The 26484-nt window shown below is 74.2% G+C and carries 27 protein-coding genes; 15 read left to right on the plus strand and 12 right to left on the minus strand.

All coding sequences use genetic code 11. The features are described from left to right. The first annotated feature begins 42 nt into the window (after positions 1 to 42). Positions 43 to 1455 carry a hypothetical protein gene (locus tag ACWCV9_RS26700; RefSeq protein WP_450790234.1) on the plus strand — a complete coding sequence of 471 codons (1413 nt, stop codon included), beginning with the start codon at positions 43 to 45 and terminating at the stop codon, positions 1453 to 1455. Between the two features lie 3 nt (positions 1456 to 1458). Here ACWCV9_RS26700 and ACWCV9_RS26705 read toward each other — a convergent pair whose 3' ends face one another. Then, positions 1459 to 1875 (minus strand): VOC family protein, encoded by a 417-nt coding sequence (locus tag ACWCV9_RS26705; protein ID WP_450790236.1) that lies wholly within the window; start codon positions 1873 to 1875, stop codon positions 1459 to 1461. 238 nt (positions 1876 to 2113) lie between these two features. On the opposite strand from ACWCV9_RS26705, the gene ACWCV9_RS26710 reads away from it, so the two are divergent. The 4 genes from ACWCV9_RS26710 (at position 2114) to ACWCV9_RS26725 (ending at position 6087) form a co-directional block, all read left to right on the plus strand. Next, positions 2114 to 2917 (plus strand): hypothetical protein, encoded by an 804-nt coding sequence (locus tag ACWCV9_RS26710; RefSeq protein WP_450790237.1) that lies wholly within the window; start codon positions 2114 to 2116, stop codon positions 2915 to 2917. A gap of 94 nt (positions 2918 to 3011) precedes the next feature. Next, positions 3012 to 4610, plus strand: a complete 1599-nt coding sequence (locus tag ACWCV9_RS26715; protein ID WP_450790239.1) for an ABC-F family ATP-binding cassette domain-containing protein — start codon at positions 3012 to 3014, stop codon at positions 4608 to 4610. A 334-nt stretch (positions 4611 to 4944) separates the two neighbouring features. After that, entirely contained in the window at positions 4945 to 5166 is a 222-nt protein-coding gene (locus ACWCV9_RS26720; RefSeq protein WP_385843232.1) for a helix-turn-helix domain-containing protein, read from the plus strand. 117 nt (positions 5167 to 5283) lie between these two features. Beyond that, positions 5284 to 6087, plus strand: a complete 804-nt coding sequence (locus ACWCV9_RS26725) for an enoyl-CoA hydratase/isomerase family protein (protein ID WP_450790240.1) — start codon at positions 5284 to 5286, stop codon at positions 6085 to 6087. Between the two features lie 13 nt (positions 6088 to 6100). Here the strand turns inward: ACWCV9_RS26725 and ACWCV9_RS26730 are convergent, their stop codons facing one another. Then, complete coding sequence (locus tag ACWCV9_RS26730) at positions 6101 to 6832, minus strand: nucleopolyhedrovirus P10 family protein (protein WP_450790241.1); 732 nt, start codon at positions 6830 to 6832, stop codon at positions 6101 to 6103. Between the two features lie 137 nt (positions 6833 to 6969). Between ACWCV9_RS26730 and ACWCV9_RS26735 the strand changes: the two genes are divergently transcribed. Genes ACWCV9_RS26735 through amaP form a run of 5 tightly spaced genes read left to right on the plus strand, consistent with a single transcriptional unit; the run spans position 6970 to position 9272 of the window. Next, a complete protein-coding gene (locus ACWCV9_RS26735; protein ID WP_450790243.1) occupies positions 6970 to 7440 on the plus strand; it encodes an Asp23/Gls24 family envelope stress response protein in 471 nt (156 codons plus the stop codon). Positions 7441 to 7473: 33 nt separating this feature from the next. Beyond that, positions 7474 to 7668, plus strand: a complete 195-nt coding sequence (locus ACWCV9_RS26740; protein ID WP_361284416.1) for a hypothetical protein — start codon at positions 7474 to 7476, stop codon at positions 7666 to 7668. 4 nt (positions 7669 to 7672) lie between these two features. Beyond that, positions 7673 to 8068: an Asp23/Gls24 family envelope stress response protein gene (locus ACWCV9_RS26745; RefSeq protein WP_450790245.1), complete on the plus strand. Its 396-nt coding sequence runs from the start codon at positions 7673 to 7675 to the stop codon at positions 8066 to 8068. After that, positions 8068 to 8676, plus strand: coding sequence for a DUF6286 domain-containing protein (locus ACWCV9_RS26750; protein WP_450790247.1), 609 nt, complete (start codon positions 8068 to 8070; stop codon positions 8674 to 8676). Before ACWCV9_RS26745 ends, ACWCV9_RS26750 begins: the two co-directional genes overlap by 1 nt. A 5-nt stretch (positions 8677 to 8681) precedes the next feature. Then, positions 8682 to 9272, plus strand: a complete 591-nt coding sequence (gene amaP, locus ACWCV9_RS26755; RefSeq protein ID WP_450790249.1) for an alkaline shock response membrane anchor protein AmaP — start codon at positions 8682 to 8684, stop codon at positions 9270 to 9272. Positions 9273 to 9313: 41 nt separating this feature from the next. Here the strand turns inward: amaP and ACWCV9_RS26760 are convergent, their stop codons facing one another. The 7 genes from ACWCV9_RS26760 to ACWCV9_RS26790 form a co-directional block, all read right to left on the minus strand. Next, a complete protein-coding gene (locus ACWCV9_RS26760) occupies positions 9314 to 10069 on the minus strand; it encodes an SDR family oxidoreductase (RefSeq protein ID WP_450790250.1) in 756 nt (251 codons plus the stop codon). Between the two features lie 5 nt (positions 10070 to 10074). Continuing rightward, positions 10075 to 11859, minus strand: coding sequence for a glycoside hydrolase family 15 protein (locus tag ACWCV9_RS26765; RefSeq protein WP_450790252.1), 1785 nt, complete (start codon positions 11857 to 11859; stop codon positions 10075 to 10077). 103 nt (positions 11860 to 11962) lie between these two features. Continuing rightward, on the minus strand, positions 11963 to 12760 hold the full coding sequence (locus ACWCV9_RS26770; protein WP_450790254.1) for an SURF1 family cytochrome oxidase biogenesis protein: 798 nt from the start codon (positions 12758 to 12760) through the stop codon (positions 11963 to 11965). Positions 12761 to 12809: 49 nt separating this feature from the next. Next, on the minus strand, positions 12810 to 13043 hold the full coding sequence (locus tag ACWCV9_RS26775; protein ID WP_365879981.1) for a hypothetical protein: 234 nt from the start codon (positions 13041 to 13043) through the stop codon (positions 12810 to 12812). A 112-nt stretch (positions 13044 to 13155) separates the two neighbouring features. Next, a complete protein-coding gene (locus ACWCV9_RS26780) occupies positions 13156 to 14139 on the minus strand; it encodes a DEDDh family exonuclease (protein WP_450790256.1) in 984 nt (327 codons plus the stop codon). 200 nt (positions 14140 to 14339) lie between these two features. Next, positions 14340 to 16943 (minus strand): MXAN_6230/SCO0854 family RING domain-containing protein, encoded by a 2604-nt coding sequence (locus ACWCV9_RS26785; RefSeq protein WP_450790257.1) that lies wholly within the window; start codon positions 16941 to 16943, stop codon positions 14340 to 14342. 187 nt (positions 16944 to 17130) lie between these two features. Next, positions 17131 to 17742, minus strand: coding sequence for a TetR/AcrR family transcriptional regulator (locus tag ACWCV9_RS26790; protein ID WP_385843246.1), 612 nt, complete (start codon positions 17740 to 17742; stop codon positions 17131 to 17133). A 101-nt stretch (positions 17743 to 17843) separates the two neighbouring features. Here ACWCV9_RS26790 and ACWCV9_RS26795 point away from each other — a divergent pair, with 101 nt between their 5' ends. Genes ACWCV9_RS26795 through ACWCV9_RS26815 form a run of 5 tightly spaced genes read left to right on the plus strand, consistent with a single transcriptional unit; the run spans position 17844 to position 22832 of the window. Then, a complete protein-coding gene (locus ACWCV9_RS26795; RefSeq protein WP_385843247.1) occupies positions 17844 to 18644 on the plus strand; it encodes an acetoacetate decarboxylase family protein in 801 nt (266 codons plus the stop codon). Positions 18645 to 18649: 5 nt separating this feature from the next. Continuing rightward, complete coding sequence (locus ACWCV9_RS26800; protein WP_450790260.1) at positions 18650 to 19534, plus strand: SDR family NAD(P)-dependent oxidoreductase; 885 nt, start codon at positions 18650 to 18652, stop codon at positions 19532 to 19534. An 11-nt stretch (positions 19535 to 19545) separates the two neighbouring features. Continuing rightward, complete coding sequence (locus ACWCV9_RS26805) at positions 19546 to 20859, plus strand: amidohydrolase family protein (protein WP_450790262.1); 1314 nt, start codon at positions 19546 to 19548, stop codon at positions 20857 to 20859. Further along, complete coding sequence (locus ACWCV9_RS26810; protein WP_450790263.1) at positions 20856 to 22085, plus strand: amidohydrolase family protein; 1230 nt, start codon at positions 20856 to 20858, stop codon at positions 22083 to 22085. The genes ACWCV9_RS26805 and ACWCV9_RS26810 overlap by 4 nt, the downstream gene beginning before the upstream one ends. A gap of 36 nt (positions 22086 to 22121) precedes the next feature. Further along, complete coding sequence (locus ACWCV9_RS26815; protein ID WP_450790265.1) at positions 22122 to 22832, plus strand: VIT1/CCC1 transporter family protein; 711 nt, start codon at positions 22122 to 22124, stop codon at positions 22830 to 22832. An 81-nt stretch (positions 22833 to 22913) separates the two neighbouring features. Here the strand turns inward: ACWCV9_RS26815 and ACWCV9_RS26820 are convergent, their stop codons facing one another. From ACWCV9_RS26820 to ACWCV9_RS26830, 3 genes are all read right to left on the minus strand, one after another. After that, positions 22914 to 24287 carry a CoA transferase gene (locus ACWCV9_RS26820; RefSeq protein WP_450790267.1) on the minus strand — a complete coding sequence of 458 codons (1374 nt, stop codon included), beginning with the start codon at positions 24285 to 24287 and terminating at the stop codon, positions 22914 to 22916. 57 nt (positions 24288 to 24344) lie between these two features. Then, complete coding sequence (locus ACWCV9_RS26825) at positions 24345 to 24851, minus strand: hypothetical protein (RefSeq protein ID WP_450790268.1); 507 nt, start codon at positions 24849 to 24851, stop codon at positions 24345 to 24347. Between the two features lie 76 nt (positions 24852 to 24927). Next, positions 24928 to 26448, minus strand: coding sequence for a S8 family peptidase (locus ACWCV9_RS26830; RefSeq protein WP_450790270.1), 1521 nt, complete (start codon positions 26446 to 26448; stop codon positions 24928 to 24930). Positions 26449 to 26484: the final 36 nt, after the last annotated feature.

A 26484-nucleotide genomic window follows, 5' to 3' on the forward strand; every position in this document is an offset into this window, starting at 1 on the left:
TTCCGTTTGGGTTTTCGGACCGTCAACCGGAAGACTGCCCCCGTGACGTCCCGTATCCCGCGCGACTCCAGGCTTCGACTCGTCCGACCCCGACCCCTGGCCGCCGCCCCCAGAGCCGTGAACCAGCGACGCCCAGGCCGCCCCGCACCCCGGCCGCCGGAGGGCACACCCGCCCCGGCCGAGCTGGCGAAAATGGCCCGCCTCCGGCTGGCCGGCGCGGTCCGCGTCGCCCGCTGGGCCGACGCCGCCCTCGGCCCCGGAAGCGACGCCGCCACCGCCGACGGCAAGGCCACCCTGTCCGCCGCGACCGCCGAACGGGCCGCCGCCGAGCTCGGCCTGAGCGTCGCTCAGGTGCGGGCCGAATGGGACACCGCCCGCCTCGCCGGACTGGTCGAGGTGCACGGCGACAACGCGCGCCCCGGCTGGCGGCTGCGCGCCTGGGACCGCGACGACAGCGCCGTGCTGCGCGGCTGGGTCGCCCTCTTCGACGCCTGGTCGCTCGCCTCCCCGGAGCCCGCCGACCAGGAGCCCGCCGCCGTCGCCGAGGTCGTCTCGGCCATGCCCCAGGTGCTCTCCTTCCTCCAGCTGTCCGCCGGCCCCGTCCCGGTCGAACAGCTCCTCGACCTGCTCCGGCAGCGCGTCACCGAACTGCGCACCGAGCGCTGCGAGGTCCCCTACGGCCCCGAAAGCGAGCCGCCCGCCGGCACCCCGGCCGCCGCCGACCCCGCCGCGGACACCCCGCTGGAGCCCCTGCTCGACTGGGCCCTGAGCGCCCTCGCCACCGTCGGCGCCCTCACCTACGGCGACGGCCAGGCCACCCTCACCCCGCTGGGCAGCTGGGCGGTGTGGGTCAAGCTGGAGCAGATCTGCGTGGCCGCGCAGAGCCCGGCCGGCAACATCGAGCAGTCCGCCGAGGACATGCTCCGCGGCTGCGCCCAGCTCCGCCCCAACGCGGCCCGCGCCGAGTACCGGGCCTGGCTCGCCGCCCGCCCCGTCGGCGCCGCCGTCACCGAGCTGATCGCCGCCGCCCGCGGCGAGGACGCCCTGCTGCGCGGCCTCGCCTTCGAGGCGCTGCGCGTGGTCGGCGCCCCGGCCGAACCCGAGGTGCGCGCCGTGCTGGACGAGCCCGCCCTCAGGCCGTACGCGCTGCTGTGGCTGGCCGAGCACGACGGCGTCGACCCGGAGGACGCGCACGAGGTGCTCACCCGCGAGGAGGCCACCTGGCTCTGGGTGGACACCGCCGCGGCCGTCGCCGACCACGGCGAGACGCCGATGCTGGTCCGGCACCTGGAGTCCGCGGTGCAGCCCACCGTCCCCCAGCTGCTCGACGAGGTCCGCGCCGTCGGCCACCCGCGCACCGTGCAGGTCCTGGTCGCCCTGGCCGCCGCCCACCCCGACCCGGCCCTGGCCAAGGCCGTGCGCCGGGCCGCGTTCCAGGTGCACACCGGGGGCTGAGGTTCAGGGCTGGACGTCGGGGGCGTACGTCCCGAAGCTCCACACGGTGCCCTCGGCGTCCCGCGCCAGATAGTCCCGCGAGCCGTGGTCCTGGTCCGTCGGGGGCATCAGGATCTCCACCCCGTGTTCCACGGCGCGCTGGTGGTGGGCGTCCACGTCGTCCACGACGACGTACACCCCGGCGGGCCCCGCGCCCCTCATCGCCGTGTCGAACGGCCCGCCGCGGCCCTTGGAGCCGATCATCACCGCGCCGTTGCCCTGGACCAGCTCGGCGTGCATCACCGTGCCGTCCGCCGTCTCGTACACCGACAGCTCGGTGAAGCCGAGGGCCTCCGTCAACTGCCTGATCGCCGCCCTCGCGTCCGCGTACAGCAGCGCGGGATAGACACTCGGCCGCCCTCCACCGCCCGTGCCCCTCATACCGCTCACCCCTTCACGGACGTCGTGATCACGAACGGCCCCCGCGTCACCCCTCCGCCGGACCGGATCCGCAGAAACCGGCCCAATCCCTACCCACCCGGCCACCCCCACCCCTCCACCCCCACCCAAACGGGCGACACCGCGCCCCGCCCGCCGCCGGCAGGCTCCGCTCGGCGCCGGACCGTGGCTACGCTCGACGCCTGGTCCACGCCCACGCGGCCCCAGGGGAGGGACAGCGATGAGCACCCCGCCCGCCGGGCCCGGCCCGAGGGGCGGCCGTGGGAGCCGCGTCGGCAGGGCGGTAGTCGCTCGTGCGGCCCGCGCCGCCCGCTTCCCGCGCCGGCGGCTGAGCCTGCGTGCCGTATTCGGTCCGCTTCTCGTCGGGTGCCTGCTCGTGGTGGCCCATGCGGTGCGGCCCGTGCCGTACGGGGACCGGCTCGTGGTCGCGCCCCGCGCGGAGCGGGAGGCGGCGGCCGGACGGTGGGCGGCCCGGGCGCGGGGGAGTGCCGTGGCGGCCTACGACACCCGGACCGGGGCGCTGCGCTGGCGGTACGCGCGCGCGGGGCGCCGCCCGGTCGCCCTGCTGGCCGCGCCCGCGGAGTCGATCGCGCTCTGGGACGACGGTCTGCTCACCGACACCGACGGCCGCACCGTGCGCTGGCACCGCGCCCTGCCCGGCACCGCCGCGTGGCTCCCGGCGCACGGCGGCAGCGGCGTCCTGCGCCCCCTCGGCCGGGGCATCCTCGCCGTCGTCACCCCGCACCGCGTCACCGCGTACCGCACCGCCGACGGCGACCTGCGCTGGATGCTGCCCGCCCACACGGACTGCGCTTTCCGCCCCGAGCGCGCCGTACGACGCGGTACGGCCCTGCTGCTGGCCCAGCCGTGTGCACAGGGCGCCTGGACCGGGCAGCTGGTGGCCCTGGACGACCTGGGGCGGATCACCCCGGACCGCGCCCCGCTCGGCAACGATCTCCCCGGTCACGGAACGGGTCGGTCCGAACACCTGGACGTAGAAAAACCGCTTGCGTGGCCCCGTTAGACTTTCCCCATGGCCATTCTCCTCGCGCATTAGACGGCGGGAACGCCCTCAGCCGCCCACCCGCCAATCCCATGTACGCCCAGGAGTCTGTCCCTTGATCTCCGCCTCTGGTATCGAGCTGCGCGCCGGTGCGCGCGTCCTCATCGAGAACGCCACCTTCCGGGTCGCCAAGGGCGACCGCATCGGCCTCGTCGGCCGTAACGGCGCAGGCAAGACCACCCTCACCAAGTGCCTGGCCGGCGAGGGCATCCCCGCCGCCGGCACCATCACCCGCTCCGGCGAGGTCGGCTACCTCCCCCAGGACCCCCGCACCGGCGACCTGGACGTCCTCGCCCGCGACCGCATCCTGTCCGCGCGCGGCCTCGACGTCCTGATCCGCAAGATGCGCGAGAACGAGGAGCGCATCGCCAACGGCAAGGGCTCCACCCGCGAGAAGGCCCTGAAGCAGTACGAGCGCCAGGAGACGGAGTTCCTCACCAAGGGCGGGTACGCCGCCGAGGCCGAGGCCGCCACCATCGCCGCCGCGCTGAACCTGCCCGACCGGGTGCTGGGCCAGCCGCTGCACACCCTCTCCGGCGGTCAGCGCCGCCGTATCGAGCTGGCGCGGATCCTGTTCTCCGACGCGGACACGCTGCTCCTCGACGAGCCCACCAACCACCTCGACGCGGACTCGATCATCTGGCTGCGGGACTACCTGAAGACCTACCGCGGCGGCTTCATCGTGATCTCCCACGACGTCGACCTGGTCGACACGGTGGTGAACAAGGTGTTCTACCTGGACGCCAACCGCTCCACGATCGACGTCTACAACATGGGCTGGAAGCTCTACCAGCAGCAGCGCGAGGCCGACGAGAAGCGCCGCAAGCGGGAGCGGCAGAACGCCGAGAAGAAGGCCGCCGCCCTGCACTCGCAGGCCGACAAGATGCGCGCCAAGGCCACCAAGACGGTCGCCGCGCAGAACATGGCCAAGCGCGCCGACCGGCTGCTCGCCGGGCTGGACGCGGTGCGCGTCTCCGACAAGGTCGCCAAGCTGCGCTTCCCCGAGCCCGCGCCGTGCGGCAAGACCCCGCTCACCGCCGAGGGCCTGTCGAAGTCGTACGGCTCGCTGGAGATCTTCACCGACGTCGACCTGGCCATCGACAAGGGCTCGCGGGTCGTCATCCTCGGCCTCAACGGCGCGGGCAAGACCACCCTGCTCCGGCTCCTCGCGGGGGCCGAGCAGCCGGACACCGGCCAGGTCGTCCCCGGCCACGGCCTCAAGCTCGGCTACTACGCCCAGGAGCACGAGACCCTGGACGCCGACCGCACGGTCCTGGAGAACATGCGCTCGGCCGCCCCCGACATGGACCTGGTCGAGGTCCGCAAGGTGCTGGGTTCGTTCCTGTTCTCCGGCGACGACGTCGACAAGCCGGCCGGGGTCCTCTCCGGCGGTGAGAAGACCCGGCTCGCCCTGGCCACGCTCGTCGTGTCGTCCGCGAACGTCCTGCTGCTGGACGAGCCGACCAACAACCTCGACCCCGCGAGCCGCGAGGAGATCCTGGGCGCGCTGCGCACCTACAAGGGCGCGGTCGTCCTGGTCACGCACGACGAGGGCGCCGTCGAGGCGCTCCAGCCGGAGCGGATCATCCTGCTGCCGGACGGCGTCGAGGACCTGTGGGGCTCGGACTACGCGGACCTCGTCGCCCTGGCGTGATCGAAAGCCTGATCCACTGAGTATGGATCATTCGGCCGATCCGTGATCCATCATCTGTGTGAGAACTCCTCGTATTGAGGTGTGTCGTACACGGATTTCACGGCCGATCCCCATCCTGCCAAGGGATCGGCCGCACCCGTCGCTGACCTGGCACTTCGTGAATCCACCCGTTCGGTCCTGCGGACAACACCCCTTGGAATTCCATAGTCCGCTTGTGGGGATGCGCTCCTGTCGTCACAACGATGTCCCACAGACCTTGCCGAATGGGTGGCCATCGCGCCCAAGAGGGGTGATCATGAGGAGACCAGAGCGCACTTCCCATGAGGAGGCACGGGTGGCCGAGACTCTGAAGAAGGGCAGCCGGGTGACCGGCGCCGCGCGCGACAAGCTCGCGGCAGACCTGAAGAAAAAGTACGACTCCGGTGCGAGCATCCGGGCGCTGGCCGAGGAGACCGGCCGCTCGTATGGCTTCGTCCACCGGATGCTCAGCGAGTCGGGCGTCACGCTGCGTGGGCGTGGCGGAGCGACCCGGGGCAAGAAGGCCGCACAGTCCTGACTCGGGGCGGCCCATCGGCTTCGATGGTGGCCACCCGGTCGGCGGACTGACCGGCCGGGTGGTTACTGTGCAGTCACTTAGCTCTGCTCTGTTGACCGCACCCATCGGAGGCGCCCCATGGCTACGCCCGAGCAGGACCTCGCTCCCGTACTCGACAAGGACGGCGTACGGCTCACCGTCGACGACACGCTCGCCACGGTGACGCTGACCAACCCGGACAAGCGCAACGCCCAGAGCCCCGCTCTGTGGCGCACGCTCGCCGAAGTCGGCCGGCTGCTGCCGGGCTCCGTCCGCGTCGTCGTGCTGCGGGGCGAGGGCAAGTCCTTCTCCGCCGGGTTGGACCGTCAGATGTTCACCCCGGAGGGGATCCCGGGCGAGCCGTCCTTCATCGAGCTCGCGCGCCGTGACGACGCCGGGCTCGACGCGACCATCGCCGAATACCAGGAGGCGTTCACCTGGTGGCGGCGCAACGACCTCGTGTCCATCGCCGCCGTCCAGGGGCACGCCATCGGGGCAGGGTTCCAGCTCGCGCTCGCGTGCGACCTCCGGGTCGTCGCGGACGACGTGCAGTTCGCCATGCGCGAGACCAGCCTCGGCCTCGTCCCCGACCTGACCGGCACCCACCCGCTGGTCAGCCTGGTCGGGTACGCCCGCGCGCTGGAGATCTGCGCGACCGGACGGTTCGTCGGCGCCGAGGAGGCGGTGGCGACCGGACTGGCCAACCTGGCGGTTCCGGCAGCCGAACTCGACGACGCCGTACGCGACTTGGCGGCAGCACTGCTGGCCCCGCCGCGCGACGCGGTGGTGGAGACCAAGGCGCTGCTCCGCGGCGCGCAGGACCGCGACTACGAGGCACAGCGCACGGCGGAACGCGCCGCCCAAGCCCGCCGCCTGCGCGACCTGGCCGGCCTCGGCGACTAACACTTTTCGATCACTAGTCGACGGCGGTGACCAGTACGGCCACCGTCGGCCGGTCCTCCAGTGCGCCGTGTACGGCCGCGCGGGCCCGCCGGGCCACCTCCACGGCCCGGTGGTCCGCACCGATCGCCAGCTCCAGGCGCACATGCCGGTGCGGCAGCGCGCCCTCCGCGGTGCGCTCCTCGATCCGCACCGCCCGTCCCAGCCCGCCCAGCGAGCCCGTCAGGCGCACCACCCCGGGCACCGACAGGGCGGCCGCCGCCGCACGGGCCTCGTCCGGGTCCGTGGGCTCCCGCGCGGGCGCCGGCTGCGGCGGGTGGACCTCCGGGGGCGGCGCGTCTTCGTCCAGCAGCTCCGTCACGCGCAGATCCACCTCCGCCAGCGCGAGCCCCAGCCGCTCCGTGGCGGCCGTGGCCAACGCCCGCCGCAGCCGCTCCGCCGCCGTCGGCAGGGGCTCCCCGGCCGTGGCCGCGACGTCCGCCGTCATCCGAAGGGCCCCCGGCGGCAGCCCGCTCGGCGGCGCCGGTACGACGGGCTCGGCCGCGTCCTCCGGATCGGCGAGCGCGATCCGCAGCGCGCCCAGCCGCACGCCCGGCACCTCCGCCGCCGCCCGCTCCAGTACCGCCGCGGCCGCGCCCTCCGCGATCCACGCGCCGTCGCCCGGCCCGCCCAGCGGCAGCAGCCTGCCCAGTCCCACCTGGTGCCGCACCGTCCGCGCCGCCGCCTGTGTCCACCGGTCCGCCGTCATTCCTCCAGCCTGCCGCATCCACGGCGCGCAGCCGGGCAACGTTGCATACCGTGGTGTTCAGGACGACAGCCGAAGAGATACCAGCCGAAGAGGTACGACGACCGAAGAGGTACGACGACCGAGAGGGACGTACGGCGATGACCGACATGACGACGACCCCGGAGGGCGCTCAGGAGCCGCAGGTGTCGACCCGCAAGGCCACCCGGCGCGGCGGCGGCGACCCGGCGACCCGTGGGCGGACGACCATCGCCGACGGTGTCGTGGAGAAGATCGCCGCACTCGCCGCCCGGGACGTCGTCGGCGTCCACGCCCTGGGCAGCGGGCTCGCCCGCACCTTCGGCGCCGTGCGCGACCGGGTGCCGGGCGGCTCCAAGTCGGTGACCCGGGGAGTGAAGGCCGAGGTCGGCGAGGTGCAGGCCGCGCTCGACCTGGAGATCGTCGTGGACTACGGCGTCTCCATCGGCGACGTCGCCCACGCCGTGCGCGAGAACGTGATCGCCGCCGTGGAACGCATGACCGGACTCGAGGTGGTCGAGGTCAACATCGCGGTCAGCGACGTCAAACTCCCCGAGGAGGAGGAAGAGGAACCCGAGCCCCGGATCCAGTGACGGCCCACCGCCCGACGAGCTGAGGAGCGCTGCATGAGCATGGCCGTGGTCGGCATGATCGCCGGGATGGCGCTGGGTTTCGCCGGGTACTTCGGCGGGTTCGGCGCCTTTCTGCTGGTGGCCGCGCTGGGTGCCATCGGGTTCGTCGTCGGCCGGTTCGCCGAGGGGGACCTGGAACTCGGGGACTTCTTCCGTACCCGCGGCGACCGGCGCGACCGGCGGAGGTGACCGGGTGAGCCTCGAGACCGGCACGGTGCGCCCGGCGCCGGCCCGGGTGCCGCCCGGCGAACGCGGCGCCACCCGGATCGCCGACCGGGTCGTGGCGAAGATCGCCGCCCAGGCCGCCCGCGAGGCGCTGGTGCCGTTGCCCGCCGAGGTGGCCGCCCCGCACGCCACGGTCGTCGTGAGCCCGCACCCGGCGCCCCGCCCGGGCGGGGGAACCCCCCGGCGCACCGCCCGGGTCCGGGTCCACCTCGAACTCGGCTACCCCTGCGACATCGGCGCCCGCTGCGCCGCCGTGCGCCGCCGGGTCACAGAGCGGGTGGAAGGCCTCGTGGACCTGGAGGTGTCCGAGGTCGCCGTCCGGGTCGAGGGACTCCACCTGCCGAGCGGACCGGGGAGGACATGATGAGCGAGGCACGGCCCACCAGCACGCTCGGCGAGGCCCCCGAGGCGGACGCCCCCGCCCCCGCCGGCAGCGGCCGCTTCTGGTCGCCGCGCCGCGTCCCGGCCGCCGTCGTCGCCGTCCTGCTGGCGGCCGGCGCGGGCCTGCTGCTCTACGACATCGCCGCCGTCCGCGCCCACCGCCCGGCGATGTACTGGCGCCGCGCCCTGGCCCGGCAACTGACGCAGCGCCCCCTGGACGACGTCTGGGTGCTGACCGGCGCCGCCGTCGCCGCCGCCCTCGGCCTGTGGCTGATCGTCCTCGCGGTCACCCCGGGCCTGCGCGCCCAGCTGCCGATGCGCCGCCCGCACCCCGAGGTCCGCGCCGCCCTGCACCGGGACGCGGCGGCGCTGCTGCTGCGGGACCGCGCCATGGACGTCTCCGGGGTGCGCGCGGTCCGGGTGCGGATGCGCCGTAGGAAGGCCGACGTCCGGGTCGTCTCCCACTTCCGCGACCTGGACGAGGTCCGCGCCGACCTGGACACCACGCTCGACGAGGCGATCCGGGGCCTCGGCCTCACCGCCCCGCCCGTGCTGTCCCTGCGGGTGGCGCGGCCCGGACGGAAGGGGTGACGGGGATGCGCGCAGGCCGCACCGGCGGAGTCAGCCGCGTCCTGCTGGCCCTGGTGGGCCTGGTGCTGCTCGCCGTCGGCGGCGCGGTGCTGGCCGTCGGCCTGGGCGCGCGGCCGCCCTCCTGGTGGCTGCACACCGGCCCGCACGACGTCCTGCTCACCCGGCACGAGCGCACCCGCTGGCGGGACACGGCATGGTGGTGGCCGACGGTCATCGCCGCCCTCGCGGCCCTGATGCTGCTCGCCCTGTGGTGGCTGACGGCGGTGCTGCGCCGCCGCCGCCTGCCCGAGCTGCTCGTCACCACCGGCGACGGCGAGGGCGCCCTGCTGCGGGGCAGGGCCCTGGAAGGCGCCCTCGCCGAGGACGCGGTCCGGCAGGACGGCGTGGCCCACGCCGAGATCCTGCTGGCCGGCCGTCGTACGACACCCACGGCGCGGGCCTGGCTGCGCCTGGAGCCGGACGCGGACCCGGCGGGCACCCTGGCGGAGTTCACGACCCGGGCGCTCACCCACGCGCGTGCGTCGGCGGGGCTGCCGTCCCTTCCGGCGGAGGTGCGGCTGGGCACGGTCAGGCACCGCGCCGGAAGGGTCGATTGAGGAGCGTCAGAAGCCGCGCCGGAAGGGTCGGTTGACGAGCGTCAGAAGCCGCGCCGCATGCCGCCGTCCACCGGCAGCATGATGCCCGTCAGGTAGGAAGCCGCCGGTGACAGCAGGAACGCGGCGACGTTCCCGAACTCCTCCGGCGTCCCGTACCGGCGCAGCGGGATCCGGGCCTCGCTCGCCGCCCGGGTGGCCTCCGGGTCGGCGGAGAGTCCGTCCAGTTCGCGCACCCGGTCGGTGTCGATCCGGGCCGGCAGCAGCCCCACCACCCGGATACCGCGCGGCCCCAGCTCGTCGGCGAGCGACTTGGCGAAGCCGGCGAGCCCCGGCCGCAGCCCGTTGGACACGGTCAGCCCGGCGATCGGCTCGTGCACCGAGCCCGACAGCACGAACCCGATGACCCCGCCCGCCTCCAGCTCGGCCGCCGCGGCCCGGGCGAGCCGCACCGCACCGAGGAACACCGACTCGAACGCGTCGCGCCACTGCTCGTCCGTGTTGTCCGCGACGAACCCGGGCGGCGGCCCGCCCACGCTCACCAGCATCCCGTGGAAGCCGCCGAAGTTCTCCCGGGCGGCCGCGATGAGCCGCTCGGGGGCGTCCGGCGCGGAGTTGTCGACACCCACCCCGACCGCGTCCGGGCCCAGTTCCGCGGCGGCCTCGGCGGCCTGCTTCCCGTCCCGTCCGGTGATCACCACCTTCGCCCCGTCGGCGACGAGCCGGCGCGCCGCGGCGTTGCCCAGGCCGCGCGTGGCTCCGGTGACGACGTACACCCGGTCCTTCAGTCCAAGATCCATGGCCCCTATCCTGCCCCGTCCTCCCCGAAGAGTGTGAGGGCGGTGTTCACCAGGCCGATATGGCTGAACGCCTGCGGGAAGTTACCCAGCTGGCAGCCGTTCAGCGGGTCGTACTCCTCGGCCAGCAGGCCCACGTCGTTGGTCAGCCCCACCAGCCGGTCGAACAGCTTCCGGGCCTCCTTCCTGCGGCCGGTCAGATGCAGCGCGTCGGCCAGCCAGAACGAGCAGGCCAGGAAGGCGCCCTCGCCGCTCGGCAGCCCGTCGACGACCGAGTCCTCGGTGTCGTAGCGGCGCAGGAAACCGCCGTGCCCGAGGTCGTCGCGGACCGCGTCGACCGTGCCGACCACCCGCGGGTCGTCCGGCGGCAGGAACCCGACCCGCGGGATGAGCAGCAGCGCCGCGTCGAGTTCCCGGGAGCCGTAGTACTGCGTGAAGGTGTTGCGGTCGGGGTCGAAGCCCTTCTCGCACACCTCCTGGTGGACCTCGTCGCGCAGCGCCCGCCAGCCGTCCAGGTCGCCGTCCAGCTCCTTGTGCTTCTCCAGGGTCTTCACGGCCCGGTCGGCGGCCACCCAGATCATCACCTTGGAGTGCACGAACTGGCGCCGGCCGCCGCGCACCTCCCACAGGCCCTCGTCCGGCTGCCGCCACGCCGACACCAGGAAATCCATCAGCGAGCGCTGGATGGCCCACATGTGCGGCCGGGTGGGCAGCCCGGAGACGCGGGCCAGCGACAGCGAGTCCATCACCTCGCCGTACACGTCGAGCTGGAGCTGTTCGGCGGCGCCGTTGCCGGTCCGTACGGGGGTGGAGCCGGCGAAGCCGGGCAGCCAGGGCAGCTCGGTCTCGGCCAGCCGGCGCTCGCCCGCGACGCCGTACATGATCTGGAGGTCGGCCGGGTCGCCCGCGACCGCGCGCAGCAGCCAGTTGCGCCAGGCCTCGGCCTCCTCGTGGTAGCCGGCGCTGAGCAGCGCGCCGAGGGTGAGGGTGGAGTCGCGCAGCCAGCAGTAGCGGTAGTCCCAGTTGCGCACCCCGCCCGGCTTCTCGGGCAGCGAGGTGGTGGCCGCGGCGACGATGCCGCCGGTCGGGGCGTAGGTGAGGGCCTTGAGGGTGATCAGGGAGCGGACCACCGCGTCCCGGTAGGGGCCGTCGTACCGGCACTGCCGGGCCCAGCGCCGCCAGTCGGTGACGCTGCTCTCCAGCGCCTCGTACGGGTCGGTGAGCGGCGGGCGCCGCTCGTGCGAGGGGTGCCAGGTGAGCACGAAGGCGACCCGGTCGCCCTCGGCCACGGTGAACTCGGAGCGGGTGCAGAAGTCCTCGCCCCAGGTGCGTACGGCGGGCTCGCTGCGCAGCCACACCGCGTCCGGGCCCGCGACGGCCACCCGGTGGCCGTCCGTGCGGCGCACCCACGGGGTGATCGAGCCGTAGTCGAAGCGCAGCCGCAGGGTGCTGCGGACGGTGACCCGGCCGGTGACCCCCTCGACGATGCGTACGACGTCGGGTGCGCGGTCGCGCTGGGGCATCAGGTCGGTGACGCGCACCGTGCCCTCGGGGGTCTCCCACTCGGTGTCGAGGACGAGCGTGTCGGGCCGGTAGGCACGCCGGGTGCAGGTGTCCGCTCCCTCGGGTGCGATCCGCCAGTGGCCGTGGTTCTCGTCGCCCAGCAGCCGGGCGAAGCAGGCGCCGGAGTCGAAGCGGGGCAGGCACAGCCAGTCGATCGAACCGTCCCGGCCGACCAGGGCGGCGGTCTGTTCGTCGCCGATGAGGGCGTAGTCCTCGATGCGCGCGTTCACGGGATGCGGTTTCCCGGGGGACCAGGGGGCCAATCAGGTGGTGCGCCGGGGGAGTGACGTACGCGTGGGCGGGTGCCGGGCAGTGACGTGCCCGCGGCCGGGGCTAGACCGCGGCCGGTTCCGGCTGCTCCGGCTTCGGCTGCGCCGCGGCCTCCTCCCGGTCGCGGATCTCCCGCCGGACCAGGAACCACCAGCCGACCGGGACGCCCGCGGCGAACAGCCACCACTGGATCATGTAGGCGTAGTTCAGCGGGGCGTCCTCGCTGCCCGGGTCGGAGATCTGCTCCGGGGAGCCGTCCTTGGCCCGGGGCGCGGTCTGCTCGACATAGCCGCCGAGCACCGGGGCGCCGAGCCGGTGGGCCTCCTCCGCGCTGTTGATCAGCATGATCTGCCGGTCGGGCAGGCCCTTGACGTTCTTGATGCCGCTCGCCGCGGTCGTCTCGTCGGCCATCAGCCGCCCGGTCACGGTGGTCCGACCGGCCGGCGGGGCGGGGATCTTCGGGAAGGCGGTCTGCGCGCCGTTCGCGGGGATCCAGCCGCGGTTGACGAGCAGGACCTTGCCGTCGTCCAGGACGAAGGGGGTGAGGACGTGGAAGCCGACCTCGCCGTCGGAGTTGGTCCGGCGCCGGACCACGACCTCGCGGGCGGTGTCGAAGGTGCCGGTCGCGGTGACCGTGCGGTACCTCTCGGTGCGGGTCACGGTGTGCCCGGGGGAGGACAGCTGCTCGACCGGGACCGGCTTGGCGTGCAGCGCCGAGGACACCAGGTTGTTCCGGGCGGTGCGCTGGTCGTACCGGTGCTGCTGCCAGAAGCCCAACCTGATCATCGTCGGGATCAGCGCGATCGCGACGAGGGTGAGGATCACCCACTGGCGGGACAACAGGAAGCGGTAGCGATGCACCCCACGACGGTACCTCCGGGCCGTGGGGTGCATTCAGGCGGGTACCGGGTCACACCCGGTCGACGACTCCGGCCCTCCCCTCCGCACGGGCGCAGTGCGCGCCGCAGTACCAGTGGCCCTCCGCTTCCACGCCCTGGCCGATGATCTGCACCCGGCAGTGTTCGCAGATCGGGGCCATCCGGTGGATCGCACAGGAGAAGCAGTCGAAGACGTGCACCGCGCCCTGGGCATGGACCTCGAAGGTCATTCCGTAGTCATTGCCGCAAACTTCGCATGTCGCCATGGGCCACAGCGTGGGCCGCCGTCCCCCCTCGGGCGAGCGGCCGCCGGGTGAGTCGTGGACCAATCACCCGTTCGTACGGCCCTGCACTCCGGTCCGTGACGGGCACCGGACGTCACCCGTCGGCGGGCTCCACATCGCGCAGCAGCTGCCCGAACGCGGCCTCGTCCACCACGGGTGTGCCGAACTGCCGCGCCTTGGCCACCTTGGAGGTGCCCGAGTCGGGGTCGTTGGTCACCAGCAGGCTGGTCAGCCGGGAGATGCTGGACGCCACATGCAGCCCGGCCTCGGTCGCCCGGTCCTCCAGCAGCTCGCGGTCGACGGAGGTGTCACCCGAAAACGCCACCCGCATGCCCTGTTTGAGGGGTTTGCCCTCTTCGTACCGGCCGGGGTTGGGGTAGGGGCAGGCGGGCCGCTTCCGGGACGGCCGCCAACTGCCCGCGCGGAAGCCGCCGTAGCCGCCGGTGGACTGCCGGGGCACCGGCCGGTCCGACCACTCCGTCAGCGGGCGGCACTCCAGCAGCGGCAGCCGGACCCCGCCCGCCGCGGCGGCGTGCAGACTGGGCCGGAACGCCTCCGCGAGCACCCGCGCGTCGTCCAGCGCATGGTGCGCCCGCTGCTGTACGACGCCGAAGTGCGCCGCGAGCGACTCCAGCTTGAAGTTGGGCAGCGGCAGCCCCAGCTCCTTCGACAGCGCGATGGTGCACAGCCGCTGCCGCACCGGCGCCTGGCGCTGCGCCCGCGCGTACTCCCGCGCGATCATCTGCCAGTCGAAGACGGCGTTGTGCGCGACCAGCACCCGGCCGTCCAGGCGGGCCGCGAACTCCTCGGCGACGTCCGCGAACAGGGGCGCGCCCTCGAGCATCTCGCTCGTCAGACCGTGTATCCACACGGGACCCGGATCGCGCTCGGGGTTGACCAGCGTGTACCAGTGGTCCTCGACCTCGCCGCGCGCGTCCAGCCGGTACACGGCCGCCGAGATGATCCGGTCGTCCCGGGCCAGGCCGGTGGTCTCCACGTCAACGACCGCGTACCCCTTCGGATACGCGGTCGGCCACTGGGTGGGGGAGGACACTGCGGTCGCACGGTCTTCGAGCATGGTCACTGAGGATACGGGCCGCGACTGACAACGCCGTCCCGCAGGTGCCGCCCGCACGTCACGGCACCGCCCGGCAGCTCGACCGTCGCACGTGCGTGCGTACGACGTCAAAAGTCTCTAAGTGGCACATATCCGCGGCGATTGCGGATTGCGGATTGCTGGGGGGCGTCAGCCGAGCGCCGCCCTCAGATGCCGCGCCGTCAGCCGAGCGCCGCCACCAGGTCCCCTGCCGTCAGCGGAGCCAGACCGCAGCCGTCGGCCGGACCGGGCAGCAGCCGGTACACCTCACCGCTCGCCTCCCGCGGAGCCACCCCGCCGTGCACCAGCGCGAGCAACACATAGTGTCCGGCGGCCGCTTCGCCCGCGCGGGCGTCGGCGTCCGCCGCGTCCCGCGCCGGCTCCCGCCGGTCCGGCGCTTCCAAGGCCTGTATCCGGGCGGCGAAGGCCGTTTCCGGCTCCCCGGCGCGGCGCAGGTAGTGCCACAGCTCCCCGGGCTCCTGCGGCCCCGGCGCCCGCCGTACGACCAGTACCCGGGCGCTGCGCGCCGCCGCGTGCCAGACCGCCAGGTCCCACAGCGTCGTGCGGCCCGTGGCGAAGTACTGGGTGAGGTCCCGCGCCATCCGGCCCAGGGCCGCGCTGTGCCGGTACAGGTTGTGGTAGCCGCCCGCGGAGGGCAGATGGAGGTCCGTCCACAGGAAGGTGCGGCGGCGCAGGTCCACCACCATCGGCACCTGGATGCGGGAGTCGCCCTCCAGGTCGTAGCGCTGGCGCACGGTGCGCGGGTGGTACCCGGCGCCGCGCGCCCGCTCGTCCGCCGACGGCAGCGTCATGAAGCCGGCGAACGCGTCCGGCAGCTCCTCGAACGGGATGTCGTTGAAGCTGAAGACGACCGGCACCGCGTAGCGCACGCCCAGCTCGCCGAGCGCGCCGAGGTCCAGGTCGACGTACTCGGTCGCGCCGTCCGGCGCCGGTGCCGAGGTCAGGTCGCCGGAGTGGACGGCCCACCGGTCGCCGTAGACCAGGCTGGTGTAGTCGCACAGGCCGGCGAACTCCCAGTCCTCGTCGTACAGGGCCACCGACAGGTCCAGGTCGACCCGCGTCCTCGGCGGCTGCATCCAGTGCAGGAACAGGCGCAGCACCTCGCCCTCGGGCAGCGGCTGGGTGCTGCCGCGCGGCACCGACACCAGCGCCCTGGCGGCCGCGCCTTCCGCGGACGGTACGGCGAGCCCGGCGAGCGCCGAGTCGAGCACCGCCAGTTCGAACCGGGGCAGGCCGGTCAGCCGGCGCAGCGCCTCCTCCTCCAGCAGCGCGCACACGCGTGTGGTGACCGCCTCGGCGAGCGGCGCCCGGGTGTCGTCGACCGTCCAGGCGTGCGCGACCTGACCGCGCGGGAAGAACACCCGCCGCGGGGCGGCCCGGTGGCGGACCCGCATCCGGCCCAGCGCGGCCAGCAGCGGACCGGGGCCCGCCGTGGGCAGCGCGCGCCGCAGCACCTGCGCGAACTCCTCCGGCAGCGAGTCGAGTTCGCGCAGCCGCAGCAGATGGTCCAGGCGGCGCAGCAGCTCGCCCGGCCGCTGCGCGAGCAGGGCCAGCGCGGCCGGCGTGTCCCGCTCGGACAGCGCCTGTTCCACCCGTGCGCCCCAGGACACCGCGTGCAGCCGGCCGCCGTCGGCCCGGACGGCCTCCGGGTGTGCCGCGGCCGTGCTCAGCAGCGCCTCGCCCAGCGCGGTGCCGGCGGTGCCGGTGCCGCGCAGCACGGCGAAGGCGAGGGCGGCCCGCGGGTAGCGGGCGTGGTACTCGAACGGGTGCAGGATCTCGGCGGCCCGCTTCCACCCGGCCGGGTGCCGCAGCACGTCCTCCACCAGCGCGGCCGCCGGCAGCCCGTCGAGCACCCCGAGCAGCAGGGCGCGCAGCGCGCGCGGCAGCGAGCGCAGCCGGGGCGGGGCCAGCAGGTCCGCCGCGCCGCCGGACCACACGTGCAGCAGCCGCAGCACGTCCGTCGCCGTCGTCAGCTGTCGGCCGAGCAGTGCGGTGGCCGCCCCGCGCGTGTGCCGGTCGCGCAGCAGCGTGCCCAGGACGAGCGCCTTGGTCTCGCGCACCGGGATCTCCGCTGGGAACCAGCCGAGGTCCCGGGGTGCGTGTTCCAGCAGCACCTTCAGGTCGTCGCGGTCCTGCGGCGGCAGGGGGGTGCGCCGGGCCAGCAGCGCGCGCAGGGCGTGGACCGTGTCCGCCGCCGCGTCCGTGCCGTGCGCGAGCAGCTTCAGCGGGCCCGCCGGGACATCCCGCGGACGGCGCGGCGCGTCCGGCACCAGGAACGGGTCGGCGGGGTCGATGCGGCGGTGGCACAGCGGGCAGCCGGTGTACTCCGCGCCGTCCCAGCAGTCGCGGCAGACCAGATGCGCGCACGGCGCCACCGGCTGCACACCGCTCACCGTGCCGCACAGCACACAGGGCTGCGCGGGCCACTGGAGCAGCAGCGCGAAGACCCGGTCGACGTAGAGCGCGAAGGTGTCGCCGGGCACGGAGACCGGGAAGTTCCGGAACAGCGGCATATGGGTGCGGTCGGCGCCCAGTTCGGCGTCCAGGTGCCGGAGCAGCTCCCGGCCCGCCTGGGCGAGCCCGGCGGGCCCGAGCCAGGCGAGCGCCGCGCGCAGCTGGGCCGTCGGCGCGAAGCCACGGTCGAGCAGTTCGCTCTCCAACGCGACGAGCCCCTGCGCCGTCGACGGATCGCCCGGGCGTGGTCCGGCCTGGTCGACGTAGACGGTACGGAGGCGGCGGAGCAGCACGGACGTCAGTGCGGACAAGCGGAGATCCCCCGGTGGAGACGGTGTGTGAGGGCGGGGGCGGAGAGTGGACGCGCTGGGATTCCAGGAAAGGGAGAGAAGGAAGCACGTCGGCGGAGCCGCCCCCGCGATCTTTGACGGTAGGGGAACGCGCGTGCGGGGCGCCACTGGTTTTCCGTGCGTGTTCAGCGCGGCTTTCCGCCCGGGTTCACGGCGCCGCCAGCAGGGACCGCACCAGCGCCCGTACGGCCGTCCCGAAGAGCCGTTCCGTGTCCACCGGGCGGGCGAGCGCGCGGGCCAGCGCGGGGTCCTCCCCGGCGGTGCCGGTGCGCCACAGCTCCTCCTCGCCGGGGTGCTGCGCCGGGGCCCGCTCGCGGTTGCGCTCCACCAGCACATGGCCCACGACCTGGAACTGCACCGCGCGGACGAACTCGGCGGCCCGCGCGCCGCGCAGTCCGGCCGCGTGCGCCTCGCGCACCAGCACCTGCTGCGCGGGCAGGAACATCCGGTCGGTCAGCCCCCGTTCGTGCACCAGGGCCACCAGATGCGGATGGTCGCGCAGCCGGGCGCGCAGGGCCCGCGCGACGGACACCACCCGCTGCTCCGGGGTGCGCCCCGCCGGGCGGATCTCGCCGAGGTCGGCCAGGGTCCGCTCCACCAGCGCGTCGAGCAGCGCCTCCCGGCCCCCGACGTGCCAGTAGATCGAGGTCACGGCGGTGTCCAGCGCGGTGGCCAGCGCGCGCATGGTCAGCGCGTCCGGGCCGTGCCGGCGCACCAGTTCCGCGGCGGCGTCCAGCACCGCCTCCCGGCTCAGCGGCATGATCCCCCAACTCCCCTTTCTCCAGCGCTCTTTACCCCGCACAAGGTCTGCTGTAACAGTGTTACAGGTGACGGTCCGTCAGAAGAAGGGCGGTACGGCGTATGGCACGCGCACGCGTACGGTACGGAGCACGGACCGAGCGGGAGACCGCCGCCACGCGCACCGCGGCCGCGCGGCTTCCCGACATCTGGTCCACCGGGGTGGTGGCCGTCTGGGAGACCGACCCGGACGCGGTGGCGGCTGTGCTGCCACCGCCGCTGAAACCCACCGGCAGCCCGCTCGTCCGGGTGAACATCAGCAGCGTCGACCTGCCCGGACAGCCTCTCGGCGCGGGCTCCTTCGCGGTCGCCGCGGCCCACGGCCCGGTCGAGGGCTGGTACCCGCTGGTCATGCCGATGACCCACGAACGCGCCCTCACCGGCGGCCGGGAGGTCTTCGGCGAGCCCAAGAAGCTCGGCGAGGTGGCCGTCGAACGCGAGGGCTCCGGGGTGCGCGCGCTGATGAAGCGCCACGGCATCGCGTTCGTGGAGGTGCGCGGCACGGTGAGCGGGGAACTGCCGCTGCCCGAGCCCGCCGCCAGGACCGACTTCTACTTCAAGTTCCTGCCCGCCGTGGACGGCTCCGGCTTCGACCTGGACCCCGTCCTGGTGCACTGCGTCCGCCACGAGAGGGCGCGCCGGCTCGAACGGGTCACCGGCGAGGTGCTGCTGCGCGAGTCCGCGTACGACCCGGTGGCCGACCTGCCGGTGCTGCGGCTGCGGGAGATCACCCTCGGCGAGAAGACCACCGACCAGAGCGGCCGGGTGGTCGAGCGGGTCGACGCCCGGACCCTGCTGCCGTACATCCACCAGCGCTACGACGACCCCCGCCAGATCCTCGACGCACCGCCCGAAGGGAGCTGAGCCGCATGGACCTGCGTGCCGGACAGGTCGCCGTCGTCACCGGGGCGGCGAGCGGGATCGGGCTCGCCATGGCCCGCCGGTTCGCCGCCGAGGGCCTGAAGGTGGTCCTCGCCGACGTCGAGCGGACCGCGCTGGACCGGGCCGCCGCCGAGCTGCGCGCCGAGGGCGCCGACGTGCACGCGCGCGTGGTCGACGTCGGCGAGCGCGAGCAGGTGGCGGAGCTGGCCGAGGCGGCGTACGACACCTATGGCGCCGTGCATGTGCTGTGCAACAACGCGGGCGTCGGATCGGGCGCCGAGGGCCGGATGTGGGAACACGACCCGAACGACTGGCGATGGGCCTTCGCCGTCAATGTGTGGGGCGTCTTCCACGGCGTCCAGGCATTCGTGCCCAGGATGATCACGTCGGGTCAACCCGGTCATGTGGTCAATACATCATCCGGGGACGGCGGCATCGCACCCCTGCCGACCGCCTCCGTGTACGCGGTCACCAAGGCCGCCGTCGTCACCCTGACCGAGTCCCTGTACGCCCATCTCCGGGCCGAGCACGCGCGCGTGGGCGCCTCGGTGCTCTTCCCGGGCCCCCACATGCTGCGCACCGGCCTGTGGGAGTCGCACCGCAACCGGCCCGCCCGCTACGCCAAGCAGCGCCCGCGCCGGACCCCGTACCGCAGCCTGGACCAGTGGGAGGCGGCGATGCGCGCGGCCGGCCGGGAGGTCCGCTTCACGCCCGTGGAGGAGGTCGCCGACCTCGTCGTGAGCGGCATCCGCGCGGACCGCTTCTGGCTGCTGCCCGAGAGCGAGCACAGCGACGCCCAGATCCGCGCGCGGGCCCGCTCGATGCTCGACCGCGCGAACCCCTCGTACCTCGAAAGCTTCGTCCTGGACTGAGCGGAGGCCCCGTGAGCACAGCCGACGACCCGTACCTGATCATCTCCTCCGACTGCCATGCCGGGCTGCCGACCGAGCAGTACCGGTCCTATCTGGAGTCCCGCTTCCACCGCGACTTCGACGAGTTCCTCGCGGGCCGCGACCGGCGCCGCGCGGAGATGACCCGGCTCGGCATCCGCAACGAGACCTTCGCCGCCCGCTGGTTCGAGGAGAACGAGGAGGGCCTGCGCGGCGGCTGGGACGCGGCCCGGCGGGTGAAGGAGCTGGACGGCGACGGCGTGGCCGCCGAGGTCGTCTTCCCGGACGCCGACGCCGTCGACAGCCGCACCGCCGCCCCCTTCGGCGTCGGCCTCGGCCTCTCCGGCGACCACGACCCGGAACTCGGCCTGGCCGGCGCCCGGGCGCACAACCGGTGGCTCGCGGACTTCGTCTCCGCGCATCCCGAGCGGCACTGCGGCGTCGCCCTGCTGCCGATCACCGCCTCGGTCGAGCAGGTCGTCGCCGAGATCCACCGGTCCCGGGAGTCCGGCCTCGGCGCCCTGCTGATCCCCGCGCTCTGGGCGGACCGGGAGCCCTACCACGACCGCCGGTACGACCCCGTGTGGGCGGCCGCCGCCGAGTGCGCCATGCCGGTGCTCACCCACTCCGGCGCCGCCCCGCGCGAGGAGTACGGCGACCACCTCGGCATCTACGTCTCCGAGGTCACCTGGTGGCCGGCCCGCCCGCTGTGGTTCCTGCTCTGGTCCGGCGTCTTCGAACGCCACCCCGCCCTGCGCTTCGGTATCGCCGAGTCCGGCTGCTGGTGGCTGCCCAACCTGCTGTGGTTCATGGACCGCCTCTACCTCGGCGCCCACGGCGGAAAGAAACTCTCCCCGTTCGAGGCGCTGAAACGCCCGCCGCACGAGTACCTGGACCGGCAGGTGTTCATCTGCGCCACCAACACCAAGCGGCGCGAGCTGGCCCAGCGCTACGAGATCGGCGTCGACAACATCCTCTGGGGCAGCGACTTCCCGCACCCCGAGGGCACCTGGCCCGACACGCGCGCGTGGCTGCGCCGTACCTTCCACGACATCCCGGTCACCGAGACCCGCCGCATGCTGGGCCTCGCCGCGGCCGAGGTCTTCGGCTTCGACACCGAGCGGCTCGCGCCCCTGGCCCGCCGCATCGGCCCGACCCCCGCCGACCTCGGCCAGCCGGCCGGCCAGGCGGCCGTGGAAGCGTCCTGGGCCCGCTCGCGCGAGGCGGGCCGGCACTGGCTGACCGGCCACGACTTCCCGGTCCTCGGGACCGGCCCCGACACCCGGGTGCGAGGAGCGGCCTCATGAGCGAGGACCGGTACACCGTCATCTCCGCCGACTGCCACGCCGGCGCCGACCTGCTGGACTACCGGCCGTACCTGGAGCGGCGGTACCACGACGACTTCGACGACTGGGCGGCCACCTACGTCAACCCGCACCAGGACCTGCTCGCCGACTCCGCCGACCGCAACTGGAACTCCGAGCTGCGGCTGGCGGAGCTGGAGGCGGACGGCATCGTCGCCGAGGTGATCTTCCCGAACACCATCCCGCCGTTCTTCCCCTCCGGCTCGCTCATGACCCAGCCGACGAACGCCGCGGACTTCGAACGCCGCTGGGCGGGCCTGCGCGCCCACAACCGCTGGCTCGCCGACTTCTGCGCCGCCGCGCCGGGCCGCCGCGCGGGCGTCTTCCAGATCCTCCTCGGCGACGTCGAGGAGGCCGTGCGGGAGATCCGCCGGGCGGCCGCGGCGGGCCTCACGGGCGGCCTGATGCTGCCCGGCACCCCGCCCGGCTCCGGCCTGCCCGAGCTGCACTCGCAGGTCTACGACCCGATCTGGGCCGCGTGCGCGGAACTCGGCGTCCCCGTCAACCACCACGCCGGCTCGGCCAACCCGCCGCTCGGCGAGGAACCGGCCGCTCGCGCCGTCTTCATGGTGGAGACGACCTGGTTCTCCCACCGCGCCCTGTGGCACCTCGCCTTCGGCGGTGCCTTCCGCCGCCACCCGGACCTCAGACTCGTCCTCACCGAGCAGGGCTCCGGCTGGATCCCCGGTGTGCTCGGCATGCTGGACTACTACCACGGCCGCCTGGTCGCGGCCGCCACGAACACCGTCACGGCCGAGGCCAGGTTCGGCGCCGGACTCGCCGCCACCATGGGCGAGGCGCCCTCCCGGGTCTGGCGGGACAACTGCTTCGTCGGCGCGAGCTTCATGCGCCCCCACGAGGTGCCGCTGCGCCACCGCATCGGCGTCGACAAGATCATGTGGGGCAGCGACTACCCGCACGACGAGGGCACCCACCCGTACACCCGCGAGGCCCTGCGCCACGCCTTCGCGGGCGTCCCGCGCGCGGAACTGGCCGCCATGCTCGGCGGCAACGCCGCCCGGGTCTACGGCTTCGACCTCGCCCTCCTCGACCCCATCGCGGCGAAGGCCGGCCCGACGGTCGCGGAACTCGCCGAGCCGCTCCAGAACCCGCCGCCGGACGCGACCAGCCCGGTGTTCGCCCGCGGCGCCGACGTGCGCGTGTGGTGATGCCGGGGCGGCCCCCGGAGTGCGATCCTCGCTGCTGTGACGGAACCGACCCATGACGAGACCCACGGGGGCGCGCTCGGCTCGCGGCTGAACTGGCTGCGGGCCGCCGTGCTGGGCGCGAACGACGGCATCGTCTCCACCGCCGGACTCGTCGTCGGCGTGGCCGGGGCGACACAGAGCCGGGCCGCCCTGCTCACCGCCGGACTGGCCGGTCTGCTCGCCGGATCGATGTCCATGGCGGCCGGCGAGTACGTCTCGGTCTCCACCCAGCGCGACTCCGAACTCGCCGCGCTGGCCGTGGAGAAACGCGAGCTGCGCGAGCAGCCGGAGGCCGAACTCGACGAGCTGACCCGGCTGCTGGAGGACCGCGGCCTGTCCCGCGAGGTGGCCCGGGAGGCCGCCGAGCAGCTCACCGCCCGGGACGCGCTGCGGGCCCACGCGCGCGTGGAGCTGGGCATCGACCCCGAGGAGCTGACCAACCCCTGGCACGCGGCGTGGGCGAGCTTCCTCGCCTTCACCGTGGGCGCGCTGCTCCCGCTGCTCGCCATCGTCCTGCCCCCGGCCGGCTGGCGGCTGCCGGTCACCGTGGGGTCGGTCCTGGCCGCGCTCGTCCTCACCGGCTGGAGCAGCGCCCGCCTCGGCGCGGCGTCCCCCTGGCGGGCGGTCCTGCGCAACGTCCTGGGCGGCGCCCTGGCGATGGCCGTCACCTACGCGGCGGGCCGCCTGCTGGGCGCGGCGGGCGTCTGAGGGGCCACTCGTCGGGCGCGGCCCGGCGCGGGCGACCCGTCGCGCGGCTCGTCACCGCTGGCCGCTGACCCGGCCGCGCGCTCACGACCAGCGGGCCGCCTGAGACCCCCACGGCGCCGGGGGGAGCGTCCAGTCGGCGGGGCCGCCGGTGAAGGTCACCGGGGGCAGGGCGTGCCGGAGCCGGCCGAGGGGGCTGTCCACCTCGGCCAGCCAGTCGTCCGGACCCGGGTACGGCACTCCGGTGGCCGGCCCCGGCCGGATCCCGTCGGTCAGCCAGTGGGCGGTACGCGCGAGCGCCAGCCGCACGAGCCGGCTCCCGCCCTCGTACGACTGCTCGGTCAGCGCGCGCAGCACGGCCGCCGCCAGCAGATAACCGGTGCCGTGGTCCAGCGCCTGGGCGGGCAGCGCGCCGGGCTGCCCGGCCGAGCCCTCGGCCGCCGCGATGCCGGTGGCGACCTGCACCAGGCTGTCGAAGCCCCGCCGGCCGCCCCAGGGCCCGTACGCCCCCCACGCCGAGACCTGCGCCACGACCAGGCCGGGACGGCGCCGGGCCAGCTCGTCGGGGGCGAGGCCCAGCCGGTCGAGGGCGCCCGGCCGGTAGCCGGTGACGACGACGTCCGCCGAGGCCAGCAGCTCCTCGAAGGTGTCCCGGCCGGTGGCCAGGTCGAGGGTCGCCGACCGCTTGCCGAAGCCGGTGTCGGCGTGCTGGTCGGGGAGTTCGGGCAGGTGCGGGGCGTCCAGCCGGAGCACGTCGGCGCCGAGCAGGCCCAGCGTGCGGGTGGCGACCGGGCCCGCCAGCACCCGGGTCAGGTCCAGGACGCGCAGGCCCGCGGCGGGCAGCAGGGGAGCGGTCGCCGGGAGCGGCGGCAGCACGCGCGCGGGTGCCGCGTCCAGCCGTTGCCGCTCGACCAGCGGACGGGCGGCCAGCTCGGCGGCCTGCGGGTGCGCGGCCCACTCCGCGGAGGTGCGCAGGACCACGGCGAGGCCGCCGGCGCGGTACACGGCGTCCTCGGCGTCCAGCGCGGAAAGCTCGGCGAAGCGGTCGGCCACCGCCGCCACCGAGGCGTCCGCCGGCAGACCCAGCGCGCCGAGCAACCGCTCCCGGTGGTGCGGATAGTTGGCGTGTGTGCGCACCCAGCCGTCGGCGGTCCGCCAGAACCGGGACAGCGGCGCGAAGTTGACCGGTGCGCGCCCGTCCACCTGGAGCAGGCGGTCGCTGTGGAAGGCGGCCGCCACGGCACCGTCGTCGACCCGGACGCCGGGTGTGCCGGTGCCCGCGGTCCGGCGGCCCGCGAGTTCGGCGGCGGCCAGCGCACACGCGCCGACGCAGGCGCGCGCCAGCTCGCGGACGGGGAAGCGGGACGGGAGCGCGCCGGGCCGCTCGACCGAGGTGACCCGGGAGACGAGGGCGGGGTCGCCGCCCAGTGCAGTCCATGCGAACGCGATATCTCTCATGACTGCACTATGCATTATTGATTCAATCAATCCTTTGGGGCTGAGCCCATGATTGCGTCAACGCTGGGGCGGCCAGTAGAGGGTCACCTTCCTGCGGACGTCGGACGGCCGCAGCTGCCATCCTTGTGCGAGCGCCCGCTCGGCGACGTACCGGGCCCCCGCGCCCCGGTAGTCGCGCCGCGATATCGACCACTCGCGCGACGTGAGCGGCCGCGGCTGGGAGACCTGCTCGGTCTGCCGGGACACCGCCCGGTCGACCCGCGCCCGGTAGTACGCCGCGTCCCCCTCGTGCCGGACCTCGCGCAGACCGACGTACCAGGAGGGCAGCAGCATCAGGTCCGCCAGCCGGTCGCCGCGCCTGTCGACGGCCTTCTCGGCCCGCGTGCTGACCGAGCCGACCAGGTCGACCACCGCCCCGACCGCCGTGAGCACCCCCAGCAGGACAACGCACCACACCACATGCACCGGCCAGTAGAGGAGGCTCGCCACGAAGCGCACGACCAGCAGGCCCCGGTGCCGGGCCGGCGGCGGCTCCCAGGCCGCGGGATCTTCGTATGAGTTCATGACCGGAGATCATGCCGCACGGGCGGGGGGCCGGAACACGTCCCCGCCACCCGCCCGTACCGGTCGCCGCCGGTCGCTAGTCGCTCACCGCGGCCAGCGCGTCCGCCGTCCCCCAGCCGTAGAACCCGTTGCGGTTCAGCGGCCCCTGGCAGACCGCGTCGACCTTGCCGTCACCGTTGATGTCGTACGGATCCGTGCACGGTGTGGCGTCGGCCTCCGCGTAGAGCAGCGCCTTCACCAGAGTCGGCGAGGCATGCGGATGGGTTGACTTGATCAATGCGGCAACCCCCACGACATGCGGGGTGGCCATCGACGTACCGGCCATGTAACCCCACTTGCCGCCCGGCAGCGGCCCCAGGATGAGACCGCTGGTCGCCGGAGCATCGGGCTTCTGGTAGGCCGTCGAGTCGCCGCCGGGCGCGGCGATGTCGATCACGCCGAGGCCGTAGTTGGAGAAGGACGACTTCAGGCCCTTCGCGCCCGTCGCCGCGACCGTCACGACACCCGGCAGCTGGGTCGGTATGTCGTAGCACCGGTGCGGGTCGATCACTCGGTCCGAGGGGGTGCCGTCGTTCGGCGACGACGGGTCGGTGATCGAGTCGGACGCGAGGTCGTAGTTCTCGTTGCCCGCCGCCGCGACGTTGACCGTGCCCTTGCGCTCCGCGTACCGCGAGGCCCTGGTGACGGCGTCCACGAGCGCCTTCTGGTCCGGGTCGCCGGTGCAGTTGAAGTACCACGGGTCGGTGTAGTAGCTGTTGTTGGTCACGTCGATGTGGTGCTCGGCCGCCCACATGAAGCCGCAGACCACGGCCTCCGTGTAGAAGTACCCCTTCGGGTTGGCGACCTTGATGCCGGCCACCTTGACCCCCGGCGCCACCCCGGTCATGCCCACGCCGTTCCGGGCCGCCGCGATCTCGCCCGCCACATGCGTGCCGTGCGGACTCTCCGAGGCGCTCGGCCGCCAGGCGCCGTCCGTGGTGTCCGGGCTGCCCGACACACAGTTGACGGAGTCCGCCCGGTCGAAGTTGGGCGCGATGTCCGGGTGGGTGTCGTCCACACCGGTGTCGATCACGGCGACCTTCACATCCGGGCTGCCCAGGGTCTTCTCGTGCGCCTTGTCCGCCTTGATGGCCGGCAGGTCCCACTGCAACGGCTCCAGCGGGTCCTGCCCCGCCGTCGCCCGGGCGCCGGCGGCCGCGACCTCCTCGGCGCTGAGCACCTTCGGGGCGCCCTCGTCGGTGGTGGACGCGGCGGGCAGCGGCGCGTTGCGCGTGGCGCCGGCCGAGTCCACCCCGGGCACCGCGCGGATCTTCGCGGCGAAGCCGGGGTCGGCGGAGTGGACGACGACCACGCCGATCCGGTCGTACGCGATCACCACCGACCCGCCGGCGTCGGCGATCGCCTGCCGCACCCGCGCCGAGACGCCCTGCCGCGGGCTGAGGTTGACGACATAGCTGAGGGCGGCCCCGTCGGTGGCCACCGGGGGGTTGTCCGCGGCGGACGCGGTGACGTTCGGCAGGAACGCGAGGGCCGTGGCCAGGGCCATCCCGGCGGGGATCGCGAGAGCGCGGCGGTAGCGCTGCTTGGGCGCTGTCATGGGTGAGTCTTCTCCCCTTCGTTCGCGGTACAGGTG

The sequence above is a fragment of the Streptomyces sp. NPDC001606 genome (assembly GCF_053596835.1).